Here is a 10,302-nt window from a genome sequence, read left to right as displayed (position 1 = left end):
TTAAAATAGCCCCTTTCGTCGATTGCTCATTCGTGTCATGCGACTGAGCTCTGTTTGCATTGGGTTTGCGGTTGCACGAGCAACCTCTCGGCCGTCAATGTACAGAGGAACCTCAATCGTTTGCTTGCGAGTGTAGTTGACATCAAGATTTGAAGACAAGGTTGCACCTTGTACACTGTTATTAAGCGACTGCAATGATGTATCAAAGGGAGAAGTATTCACTTCCGGCATCGTAACAGCAGCACTGTCAGCAATAGCTTGTGCCATGCTCGAAACGTTCTTTTGGACATTTGAGAACTTGTCAGTAAGCCCTGCATTTAAGCCGTTCATGATGGCGTTACCAGCAGGTATGAGCAGCTTGGCATCGTAACTGATTGGGCCTTTATGCTTGCGAATCCAAGAAGCAATTCCGCCAACAAAATCCGTGATCTTCCCCCAAACTGCTTTGAGGCCATTGAAGAAGCTATCCATGATGGCGCGGCCAGCGTCAGCAAGGCTAAAATTACGAAGTGCATTGAATGCTCCTTTGATGCCATTAACTATTCCACTTACCATGCCAGTAAAACCAGACCATACAGCCTTAGCACCATTAAAAATACTCGTAGCAGCTCCAATCACAATAGACTTTATATTGTTCCAAGCTGATGAAAAGAATGATGTAATACTATTCCACAATCCGGAAAAGAACCCGGGAAGTGCGTTCCAAATTCCCTCGGCTGTGCTGACTGTTCCGCTCCATAGTCCTGATAAGAATGAAACAACACTGTTCCATACGCCTTCGGTGGTAGACACAATACCACTCCACAATCCGCTGAAAAATGACGAAAGCGCACTCCAAATAGCGGAAGCGGCAGATACTGCGCCATTCCAAAGCCCCTCTAAAGTTGAAACCAAAGTATTCCAAACAGTCATTGCATAAGTTTGAATAAGGCTCCAAATACCGGAGAAATACGTAACAAGGCCATTCCAGATCTGACCAGCGGCGGAAACAATGCTGTTCCAGATAAGCTGAAGATCAGCACTTAACTGTGTCCAATTTCCAGTAAGCAAATCAATGACAATAAGAATGGGACCCATAATAACTGCTTTAAGCATGTTCCAAACACCGGTAGCAACTTGGACAATCCCATTCCAAATTGTCGTCAGGGAACCACCAAAGGTTGACCATACAGCGGTGGCTACTGCAACTATTCCATTCCACAGAGTCGTGAAGAATGTGGATAGCGCGTTCCAAACTGCCGTTGCTGCGGTAACAGCACCTTGCCAGATAACTGAGAGTGTGGTTGTGAATGCTGTCCAAGTAGCTGATGCCGTGGTCGTAATCCCAGTCCATAGATTTCTGAAGAAACCTGTAATGCCGCTCCAAGCTGTCTGAATGCCGCTAATTGCAGATGTAAACGCACCCGATATAGCATTCCAAACAGTTTGCGCAACTCGTACAAGTCCTTGCCAAGCTCCTTGTAACCACGAAACAAATCCCGACCATAGTTTTTGGCCAGTCTTGGTTTGAGTAAAAAAGTACACTAGACCAGCAACCACTGCTGCAATCCCAGCAATCAAAAGTACCCACGGATTCATGCCTAAGATCAATCCAAACGCTTTCCATACACCACCAGCCGTTTTTACGATAGTCCCGAAGTTAGTGATAACGGATACAACGCCTCTAATAGGGCCAATCATTTTGGAAAAAACACCGAGAACGCTTGAAAATCCGCCGATGGCTAATCCAATTACTTTGAAGGCCCCGACAGCTCCAAGGATCGCCGCAGCAAATGATTTAACGATATCGTTAGCAAATGCTGCTTTAACAACTGCTGCAATTGGCTTCAAAACAGCCACCACTCCGCTTAGAGCGCCCTTTATTCCGTTAAAGATACCCTCCCACGGAAGATTTGAAATAAAGTCTCCAACTGCCGTTAGTGCTTCCATAGCTGCAATACCAAAATCGGTGATTATTTCTTTAGCGGTGTCAAAATATTTAGAAATATCGTTCCCACTAAAAACCTTTTCAAACGCGCTCCCAACGTTATTAACAACATTGACCAAGTTAACGAACGCTACATTGGCAATGCTGCCTACTAACGACCAAACCGTTTTAAGATAACTACCGAATTCCTGGAAAATCGACATAATTCCAGACATCGAGTCGCCCTTCCCCAAGCTGCCTAGTTGTGTCTTGATGTTCAAGACCAATGCCGAAAATGGAGAAAAGAATTTTCCGATTGATGATATAACAGAATCAAAATTAATTGCGCCAATCTTATCAATGATTCCACTAATAGCTCCGACAGCGACTTTAGATATTGCCTGCCAAGCAGGCTGAAGCTTGTTTGCCAGTGTTTCCTGAAGGCCGTCCATTGCCTCGCCGACTGTCTTGTAACTCGTGGCCATCTTCTGGAAAGCCTTGCTGTTGCCTGCCTTTTCGATACCATCAAAGAACTGCTGCGTGCTTATTTTGCCGTTTTGAACATTCTGAACCAGTTCTTTGGTGCTCATGCCCATTGCTTTAGCAACGGCTGCCATGCCTGCTGGAGTCTGTTCAAGCATTAGACGGAAATCAGCCCACTGCACCATTGGCTTAGCAGCCATTTGTGTGCCTTGTTCCATCAATGTCTTCATGGCTTGCTTGGGATTATCTGTGGCAGCAGCTAGGCCACCCATACCTTTAACAAGGCGACCGACTCCTTTTACACCTACTGATGCAAACTGTGCATAGGCAGAAGCCATGTCAGATGAACTGTAAATGGTCTCCTGAGCATATGATTGTAACGACTTTTCAATTGAGGAAATCTGTGCAGGCGTCTTACCAAGAAACTTCATATTACTCTCAAACGTCTGCCAAGCTTTGCTTGATTCGTCTAGTTCTCCCACCATGCTTCTCACACCATCGCCAATAGCCCCTACCACTTTGACAAGACCTATAGCTCCAGCAATTTTGCTCACGGTTGATACAAAATTCCCCGCTGGCTTTGTCGACTTTTCAAAGCTATCGCCGATCTTTGACGCAGAACTCGCAACATTCTTAAAAGTCCCCGAAAAGTTGCGGTCAACGGCAGATAAAATTGCTTCAACACTAAAACTGTCAGCCATGTGCTCCCTCCTTTCTTTCAGATAACGGAATGATTTTGCCTTCACGCTTCAAACGCTGAAATTCGGCCATCCGTTTTGCGAACACTTGTGCTCTCTTTTGTTTGAGCTCGGTTTTGCTCATCTGTGATACTTCATAATTGGGCTCATAATTTGATCGCACGCTATCAATAGCCGCTTTCTTATCAAAGAAATCATCAAATGTCTTGAACTTAGGCTTAGGATTCTTGCTACCGGTGGTTGCCTGCACTTGCTGGTTCATCCATGCTTGCTGTGCAATTTCGTTCTGTCTGTCGACTTGCTTCAGCTGATAGGCTTCCATACGCAGCTCATACTCAACAAGTGTCATACGTTCAATGTCTCGAATATTAGAAAAGCCTAGATAGGCAAATGCGTTTAACAAAATTTCGTGATACGTTTCTTCACTACTCTTTTGAACGCTTTCGTCCTCATCTAGGCCTTCATGTTTTTTGCTACTGCTTTTACTGCGTTAGCACTGTTCATTTCGTCTGAAACTTGCTTAAATAGCGAATCTAAGTCTGAATTGCTGTCAATAAAGTCATCGACTTCACTGGCTGACGGACGTTTCTTAGATGCCACGGTGGCTGAATAAATGGTGTCTGATAAAACAGCAGCATCGTATGCGTTTAGACCAGCTAGAGCCTTTGCAACACCCATGCCAAAGTTAATGCCGTGCATGACGGCACCCATATTCTTATCCATTTCGCGAACAAAGCGGACGCCAAAGTTGAGCTCGTATTCTTTACCGTTAATGGTTAATTGAATGATTTAAAATCCTCTCTTTTAAAGCCGCCCGGGTTTCACCCGTACTATGACTTTCTTAGGCGACTGATGACAAGTCTCTTATGCTGTTATGCTCCAGTACCAGTTCCGCCAGCTGGTTCAGTGCCAGCGGTATTAGTACCCGGATCAACAGCCTTGTCCCAAACAGTGCCACCACCGGTAGCATCGGTTTCAGTGACCTTGCCAACCCCAAGGAATACGTAATCGACCTGTTCCTGAGTTTCGTCATCGAGAGTTGTCCATCCGCGTTTAGGCGTCCCGTTAACAGAAAATGTGACATCGCGAGTAGAGTGGTCGTCAGGATCATTGTCGTTGCTATCTTCTTGCACCGTTACCTGCATATACCATGCGAGATACTTACCTTCAGCGTTCTTGCGTTTGCGGTAGAGAATCCAAAAGTCTAGCAATTCGCCGTCAAACAGTGAGTCATACATTACGTCTGCAATTGCAGACGTGTTGTTCAGGAACTCGACTTCAAGATCGGTACTTGCGGAACTACGAGTTGCTACATTGCCGTCCTTGGTAACAGTGGAATCACTGTCAACAGACGGGTCAAATGACAGCGAAGTCTGCCAAGGGATAATTTGGCCGCTAACCGTTGCTTGATCGCTATGTTTGCGAGCCAAGGCAACAACGTCCATGCCTTCTAGCACTTTTAATTCATTTGCCATGTTATGGCCTCCTATAAAATATTGAGATTGAGTATCAGCGTGGCTCGGTTGAGAACCGTGTCAGGGACACTCTGGTCTTGTGTAAACTCTTTTGAATGGTCTTCTACACGTCCATAGAATCGGTAATCATCAGTTAGCACTTGCCCAATCGCGGCACGAAAAAAGCGCTCCGCCATATCAGATACGGTGAAACGCTGTTTTTTGTCGCCCCAGATGTCAATGGTAATTAGCACATTGCCATTTAGTGACGTCTTTGTTGCAGTAGGAACAACTTGAATATCGCCAACAATGACGAATGGATATGGGGCGTTCTCCTGCTGCATGGGCAGATGGTCATAGGTCTTGTACCCGGACGATTGCGAAAACGCATAGAAGTAATCGTATAGCTCTTGCTCTGGTGATGTGATTTGAATCACCTACTTTGCTGCTTGTTTAAGCTGATTAATAAACTGAATCTTTTGATAAAGGAACGCAGGCTTCAATACAGGACGTGCCCGCATGAATCGAGTTCCATTTTCGGTGTATGGGTTGTATTCTTGCGTCATCGCTACGATACCGGACAGCCCCGAATCAGTAATTGCTAACTTGATGCCACGCTTTGTAGCACCAGTAGGATGAGCGTACACGGTGCCCGTCATTTGCTGAGCACGAGTTTGCAACTGTGCTGTCTGCTGTTTGACGATTTGCTTGACAACGTCCATCTTCGCTCGCTTCAGCAGGCCAGCGACCAGTTTGTCCATACCTTTTATCTGCATGTTATAGCTAATGCCAGCTTTGCTCATTTCGTCTCACCCACAATCAAAGTAGCGTTTTGAAGTGGGACACGGTCAGTATTGAGGGCATAATGAGTCGCTTCATCGTCAATCGTTAAATAGCTCCAATTGACGGTGACTGGCTCAACTAATCGGATCATCTTTGCCTTTTGAGCGTAGTTTCCGAATAGCTGAACGCTCTTGTCTGTTCCCATGTCGGTGACACTGGCAACTGCAGTTGCCACCTTTTTCACATCACCGTATTGATGTGTTTGCGGATCATATTCTTCATCATCAAGCCAGAATGTAACCTCATGATCTAACCGCATATGATCACCTCTTTGGATAGCCAGAAATGAAGCTGACGGTGCCAAGAGACTTAGCATTCTTCCCGTTGGCTTCTTTCCAGTCATTGATGTCGTCAGCAAAATCATCGAAGTCATTAGACTTAAACGTGAACGACTGTCCTTCTTGCTCGTATGACGTCATTCCTTCGTTCTTACGCCTGTTGTAGCGTCTGACGCATACTTCTAGGGCAATGTAGGCCAACTCACTAGGGAAGGCCTCATCCGTTCGCAAACCGAGCTTAAATCGTAAGGCTTGTGTGGTATTTTTGATGATGAGATTAAGCACACCATCTTGTGCGTCAGTTTTGATTTCCATCATCGTCTTCAAATCCGCAAGTTTTATTGGATCGCTTTCTGCCATCACTTCACCGCCTTTATTGCTTGAACGTACTTGTATGAGCACTTCAACTTATCAACGAAGCTAAGGTCATCACCAAACGGGACTCGATCGGTGTACTTGCCTTTAAAGAAAAGATCATGCATATCACCGGTAACACCAGCATTGTGCATGATCTTGGTTTCTTTCCACCGCTTGACTGGATCGGTAGCCCAACAAAAATCGAGCTCATCACTGATGACGGGCCCAATATTGAAATACATCATATTCCAGAGTTGCGCCCACATTTCAGCGGTCCATTTCTGAATATCGCTGTCGACTATTTGAAAGTAGTGCCACAGACGATTGCTATCTGCATATACCTTGTGCCAGTATTCTGCGGTTGGGTGACCGATGATCCACTGAGCACCACCTGAGTTGTGGTTGATTGTCTCAAGCGAAGCTAACGTAACTCCGACAATATCAGCCATGCGAGTAAGAATTTGTTCACCATTCTTGCACCGCTTGATATAGTTTAAATTTAAATATCCATTTGTATCACTGCACAGCCACCGATCTGGGCGTGCTTTGAGCTTACGAAAATCAGGTCGCTTACGGAAAATGACATCACTGTCAAAGTAGAAGTATTCTTCGTTTTCACGAGACTTATCTTCAGCCAAATATTGCCACCACAGCCAAGGCTTGACCGATGGGATATAGCTCTGGTCGCTCCGTAAGTCATTATAGGTATGCACCTCAACGCCATATTTGTCGGTCAGCCGCTGCGGAATGAAATCATCGTGTCGTGTAAACAGTAGCACAACATCGCGCAAGTCGAATCCGATACTTCTCAAATTGGTTAGGCAGACTTCTAGCTCCCATTCAAAACGCTTGATAGCGGGCTGGCACAAGATTAGTTTCATGGGCTAACCCTCTGATTTTGCCGTAGTAGTCGTGGTAGTCGTTGGAGGCGCTTCGGTAGTTGTTGTGGTTGTCGTTGGCGCTACTGTCGTTGTAGTAGTCGTAGTAGTTGTGGTGGTAGTTGGCTTGACAGTAGTCGTAGTAGTTGTTGGCACAGCAAATTCCGGAACATCAGTCTTGTCAGACTCGCGATTATCGTCAGCAAAAGATACTTGGTAATCCACCTTTGCAACTTTTGTTCCTGCTCCAAGCCCAGTTAAGGAAACAGACATGGACCCGACATCACCAGAAGCGATCTTTGTTCCATCCTTCTTATAAAGGTTCAGTCGTTCCTTACTTCGATCTTCTCCCATAGTGTTCTCCTTTCAGCCGCCCCGCATGATCGCGGTACTGTGGTTTTCTTAGGCGACCATTAACTGGCTATTTAGCTGTAATGAGTGCCCCATCGCTAGTTGGGGTTGCGCTAACCCCGGATGGGGCTGTTATTTTGACGTGGTTGTGGTGGTTGTGGTAGGAACGAGCACTTTGGCTTGCAAGACGTTCTCAGCTTCTGGGAAGCTAGGAAGTGCAGTGGCTGCTGCCTTTTCCCACGTTGCGATTGGATCTTGCGTTGTCTCATAAACGGTGGCGAACACATTGCCAACAATGTCCTGTTGAACACCCGGAGTTGCGATCAGCCGGGACTCTTCAGGGGTAGGACCATAAACGGTTTGCCCGAGCTGGTCATCACCAAATGCTACCAATGTGTCTTCTGGGAAGTACCGTTCAACGGTATAGATACCGTTAGCTCCCTGCTTGCGGTACTTGGCATCATACGTAACAATGGTTGGCAAGCCGAACGACTGCATAACTGCATTGAGACTGCCAACACTAGGTAATAGGCCTGCTGTCTTGAAGTAGTCAGCAAATGCCTTGCTCCGAATCAGGGCAGTCTGTACCTTGGAAGAAGTCAGGATACGTGTTGGCACGTAGTCGAGTAGTGCAAACCAGTCTTGCAAGTCCTTAATCGGATCAGCGCCATCAGCATCCCAAGAAGTAGTTGCGGCAACTTGGTGTTCTTCTGGGACATGGTAATCAACATTGAAGTTGAGATTGTTCTCATTAATGGTGATCTTCCCAGTTGCCAAAGCCTCCATGCGCATCTTTTCAACACGTGCATAAACGCCTTGAACCAAAACATCCAAATCGTTGTACACAAGGCTGGTCAGGTAGCTCTGTTCAGCCGGCGTGCGCGGATTGCGTAATGCGATAAGGTCCTTTTCATTAATCTGCATCTTGCGTTTGATGTAGCCAAGTTCAGCGGCCTGAACGCTCGCTTCACGACTGCCAATCTCAGCTTCCGTATCGAATGCAGAAATAGATGCCACGATAGGCGTCTTAGACCCACCACGAAGAAATTCAAAATCCAATTGATTAATTTTGGTTGATGGGAACAAGGTGTCCCCAAGTAATTGCGGATACTGGCGGTTTTGAACGTAATCAAGAACCGTCTTTTGATTAAACAAGTCTAAAATAGCTGGCATAAGTTAATCCTCCTTAGTCAGAAACATGGCTGAATTTAATTTCTTTCAGCGCAGTGATGGCAGCAGCTGACGGCTTGACTGGCAAGCGGGCTGCATTCACATATCCTTCAACGATGACGCCTACCGGCTGAGGACCTTCGCTGACGTCAACATCATTGATGGTCACACCGACTGCCGTTGCATCGTTCTTTGGATAGATAGAGCCTGCTGGCAATACACCATCTACGACACCAGCGGTCGAACTATCAGCTTGGTGAGTGAATGAAACGAATTTTTCGCTATCCAAGAAGTTGATCTCGGATGCGGTTACCTTTTTACCTGCGTACATAAAAGTACCTCCTTATTTTTGTTTCCATGGGTCGTTAACAACTTGGCTCTGCTGATTCCGTTGTTTGGCAAATGCCGCGCCCGGAGTCTCCACCTTTGAACCATGCGTTTTGGGTGTGCTGCCCTTAAGCAACTCTTGACGAACACCTTCAGCCACTGCCTGATCATGCGCAATGAGCCACTTTACATTCGCCTCAGTAGATTCTGCCTCTGGCGTTACAACGTGCTGCAAATCGTCCTCGGTGACTGTCAGCTTGGCTTCCTCAAACATCGATCGAGCCTGTTTGCCCATTTCGTAGGTGGCAAGCTGTGACTTGAGTTCGTCTCGCTCTTTTTGAGCCTTTTCTAGCTCATAGTCCTTCTTCTGGTCGGCATTCATCTTGGCCAGCTTTGCGGCCTCGTCAACGGCAGCTTGCTTTTCCCTCTCGGCACGAGCAAGGCGTTTCTTGACGATCTCATTGACCTGTTCATCGGTGTAGACGTGCTTACCATCAGGATCAGGGTCAGCCGGTTCTCCTTGCTTCTTATCTTCAAGAGGATCTACCGGATCACCATCTTTTGGCTTAGGCGGATCGACTGGATTTTTCGGATCGCCTTGAGGTTTATCTTCAGCGAAAAATTGCAAATTCATAGGCATTAAAATCTTGGGAATCATGCTAAGAACTCCTTCCACAGCTTTTTAGACGGATCAGGCTTGCGTCTTAATTTACCGGAGCTTTTAGAGTCGATCACGCTTGGACTTGATGGTATAAAAATAGCCGCTAGCTGCGGCTTACAAATAAGTTTCATATTTTGGCTAGATTGAATATCCTTTGTCAATGTCGTCTATACCATGCACATTGGCAGCAAGCTTAATGACAACTTTGGTAAGATCGCCGACCTTTGAATCGATGTTCATATCAATGAGTCCTTTAATACGTTTGCCGTTAAGATATGGGCCATCATCTCTTAGCTCAAGAGTGCTTATATGTGACGCGTTACCAGATGGTGCTTTATTGTAACCGGTGGAGGACATTGCCAAATGATTAGCAAGTGTCGCATTGTCGATTATCATCAATTCGCCGTTGACATATAAATTGCCATTCTGGATAGTCACATTGTCATCGCATCGGTTATATGCATTCAGGATAAGCGCTCCTAGCTGATAATCTTTGATGCTATTAGCCTCTGCTGCCAAATCAAGCAGGCGCTTTTTAATGCTTTCACGCGTTTTCAAACCTTCTGATTTCATGATAGTACCTCCTTGATCAGCTCTGAGTTCTGCTTGGCCAACATGCGAATCGCATGTGCTAATCCGTCAACCATTGCCTCATCATTGTTTTGCTGGTCGAACCCTCGCTCTTGCAGGATTGCGTGGATAATCTCATGTACTAAAGTGATTTTGGCCTCATCCTCAGCCATACCTTCACATATACGGATACTAGCTTGCTTATAACGCGTATCGCCCCAGTACTCGCCTTTTAAGTCTTCGCTACTTAGCTGAAGCTCTTTGTGACTGACCTCCTCAACCTTGTACTCGATATCATCAATCAATACTTTTTCTGGTAGCTTCAT

Annotated in this window: 15 protein-coding genes; all 15 read right to left on the bottom strand. The window is 46.0% G+C overall.

Going from position 1 to position 10,302, the window contains the following annotated elements; translation table 11 throughout:
- The 15 genes from ACWPAB_RS06285 to ACWPAB_RS06215 all read right to left on the bottom strand — a co-directional run bounded on the left by ACWPAB_RS06285 (nucleotide 1) and on the right by ACWPAB_RS06215 (nucleotide 10,302).
- Nucleotides 1-3,090 (bottom strand): phage tail protein, encoded by a 3,090-nt coding sequence (locus ACWPAB_RS06285; RefSeq protein WP_016381957.1) that lies wholly within the window; start codon nucleotides 3,088-3,090, stop codon nucleotides 1-3.
- A complete protein-coding gene (locus tag ACWPAB_RS06280) occupies nucleotides 3,083-3,436 on the bottom strand; it encodes a hypothetical protein (RefSeq protein WP_005711407.1) in 354 nt (117 codons plus the stop codon). The genes ACWPAB_RS06285 and ACWPAB_RS06280 overlap by 8 nt, the downstream gene beginning before the upstream one ends.
- A 104-nt stretch (nucleotides 3,437-3,540) precedes the next feature.
- The gene (locus tag ACWPAB_RS06275; RefSeq protein ID WP_032793358.1) at nucleotides 3,541-3,873 is read right to left on the bottom strand and encodes a tail assembly chaperone; all 333 of its coding nucleotides are present in this window, start codon (nucleotides 3,871-3,873) and stop codon (nucleotides 3,541-3,543) included.
- Nucleotides 3,874-3,959: 86 nt separating this feature from the next.
- On the bottom strand, nucleotides 3,960-4,562 hold the full coding sequence (locus ACWPAB_RS06270; protein ID WP_016381959.1) for a phage tail tube protein: 603 nt from the start codon (nucleotides 4,560-4,562) through the stop codon (nucleotides 3,960-3,962).
- Between the two features lie 11 nt (nucleotides 4,563-4,573).
- Complete coding sequence (locus ACWPAB_RS06265; RefSeq protein ID WP_016380683.1) at nucleotides 4,574-4,978, bottom strand: DUF3168 domain-containing protein; 405 nt, start codon at nucleotides 4,976-4,978, stop codon at nucleotides 4,574-4,576.
- Nucleotides 4,979-5,344 (bottom strand): HK97-gp10 family putative phage morphogenesis protein, encoded by a 366-nt coding sequence (locus ACWPAB_RS06260; RefSeq protein ID WP_016381960.1) that lies wholly within the window; start codon nucleotides 5,342-5,344, stop codon nucleotides 4,979-4,981.
- Nucleotides 5,341-5,643, bottom strand: coding sequence for a hypothetical protein (locus tag ACWPAB_RS06255; protein ID WP_016381961.1), 303 nt, complete (start codon nucleotides 5,641-5,643; stop codon nucleotides 5,341-5,343). The genes ACWPAB_RS06260 and ACWPAB_RS06255 overlap by 4 nt, the downstream gene beginning before the upstream one ends.
- Before the next feature lie 4 nt (nucleotides 5,644-5,647).
- Nucleotides 5,648-6,022 carry a phage head-tail connector protein gene (locus tag ACWPAB_RS06250; RefSeq protein ID WP_003605845.1) on the bottom strand — a complete coding sequence of 125 codons (375 nt, stop codon included), beginning with the start codon at nucleotides 6,020-6,022 and terminating at the stop codon, nucleotides 5,648-5,650.
- Nucleotides 6,022-6,900, bottom strand: a complete 879-nt coding sequence (locus tag ACWPAB_RS06245; protein WP_016381962.1) for a hypothetical protein — start codon at nucleotides 6,898-6,900, stop codon at nucleotides 6,022-6,024. The genes ACWPAB_RS06250 and ACWPAB_RS06245 overlap by 1 nt, the downstream gene beginning before the upstream one ends.
- Before the next feature lie 3 nt (nucleotides 6,901-6,903).
- Nucleotides 6,904-7,251 carry a hypothetical protein gene (locus ACWPAB_RS06240; protein ID WP_016381963.1) on the bottom strand — a complete coding sequence of 116 codons (348 nt, stop codon included), beginning with the start codon at nucleotides 7,249-7,251 and terminating at the stop codon, nucleotides 6,904-6,906.
- Nucleotides 7,252-7,380: 129 nt separating this feature from the next.
- The gene (locus ACWPAB_RS06235) at nucleotides 7,381-8,421 is read right to left on the bottom strand and encodes a major capsid protein (protein WP_016381964.1); all 1,041 of its coding nucleotides are present in this window, start codon (nucleotides 8,419-8,421) and stop codon (nucleotides 7,381-7,383) included.
- A gap of 13 nt (nucleotides 8,422-8,434) precedes the next feature.
- Nucleotides 8,435-8,749, bottom strand: coding sequence for a hypothetical protein (locus tag ACWPAB_RS06230; protein ID WP_003605853.1), 315 nt, complete (start codon nucleotides 8,747-8,749; stop codon nucleotides 8,435-8,437).
- Nucleotides 8,750-8,761: 12 nt separating this feature from the next.
- Nucleotides 8,762-9,403: a DUF4355 domain-containing protein gene (locus ACWPAB_RS06225; RefSeq protein ID WP_016381965.1), complete on the bottom strand. Its 642-nt coding sequence runs from the start codon at nucleotides 9,401-9,403 to the stop codon at nucleotides 8,762-8,764.
- A 141-nt stretch (nucleotides 9,404-9,544) separates the two neighbouring features.
- Complete coding sequence (locus ACWPAB_RS06220; RefSeq protein ID WP_003575593.1) at nucleotides 9,545-9,979, bottom strand: hypothetical protein; 435 nt, start codon at nucleotides 9,977-9,979, stop codon at nucleotides 9,545-9,547.
- On the bottom strand, nucleotides 9,976-10,302 hold the full coding sequence (locus tag ACWPAB_RS06215) for a hypothetical protein (RefSeq protein WP_003575596.1): 327 nt from the start codon (nucleotides 10,300-10,302) through the stop codon (nucleotides 9,976-9,978). The genes ACWPAB_RS06220 and ACWPAB_RS06215 overlap by 4 nt, the downstream gene beginning before the upstream one ends.

The organism is Lacticaseibacillus sp. 30, from assembly GCF_053819265.1.
This window is presented reverse-complemented; position numbering and strand designations above follow the sequence as displayed.

Coding starts and splice junctions, on each gene's coding strand:
- ACWPAB_RS06285 (WP_016381957.1), bottom strand. CDS start 3,090: ATGGCTGACAGTTTTAGTGTTGAAGCAATTTTATCTGCCGTTGACCGC.
- ACWPAB_RS06280 (WP_005711407.1), bottom strand. CDS start 3,436: ATGACACTTGTTGAGTATGAGCTGCGTATGGAAGCCTATCAGCTGAAG.
- ACWPAB_RS06270 (WP_016381959.1), bottom strand. CDS start 4,562: ATGGCAAATGAATTAAAAGTGCTAGAAGGCATGGACGTTGTTGCCTTG.
- ACWPAB_RS06260 (WP_016381960.1), bottom strand. CDS start 5,344: ATGAGCAAAGCTGGCATTAGCTATAACATGCAGATAAAAGGTATGGAC.
- ACWPAB_RS06255 (WP_016381961.1), bottom strand. CDS start 5,643: ATGCGGTTAGATCATGAGGTTACATTCTGGCTTGATGATGAAGAATAT.
- ACWPAB_RS06250 (WP_003605845.1), bottom strand. CDS start 6,022: ATGGCAGAAAGCGATCCAATAAAACTTGCGGATTTGAAGACGATGATG.
- ACWPAB_RS06245 (WP_016381962.1), bottom strand. CDS start 6,900: ATGAAACTAATCTTGTGCCAGCCCGCTATCAAGCGTTTTGAATGGGAG.
- ACWPAB_RS06240 (WP_016381963.1), bottom strand. CDS start 7,251: ATGGGAGAAGATCGAAGTAAGGAACGACTGAACCTTTATAAGAAGGAT.
- ACWPAB_RS06235 (WP_016381964.1), bottom strand. CDS start 8,421: ATGCCAGCTATTTTAGACTTGTTTAATCAAAAGACGGTTCTTGATTAC.
- ACWPAB_RS06230 (WP_003605853.1), bottom strand. CDS start 8,749: ATGTACGCAGGTAAAAAGGTAACCGCATCCGAGATCAACTTCTTGGAT.
- ACWPAB_RS06225 (WP_016381965.1), bottom strand. CDS start 9,403: ATGATTCCCAAGATTTTAATGCCTATGAATTTGCAATTTTTCGCTGAA.
- ACWPAB_RS06220 (WP_003575593.1), bottom strand. CDS start 9,979: ATGAAATCAGAAGGTTTGAAAACGCGTGAAAGCATTAAAAAGCGCCTG.
- ACWPAB_RS06215 (WP_003575596.1), bottom strand. CDS start 10,302: ATGAAGCTACCAGAAAAAGTATTGATTGATGATATCGAGTACAAGGTT.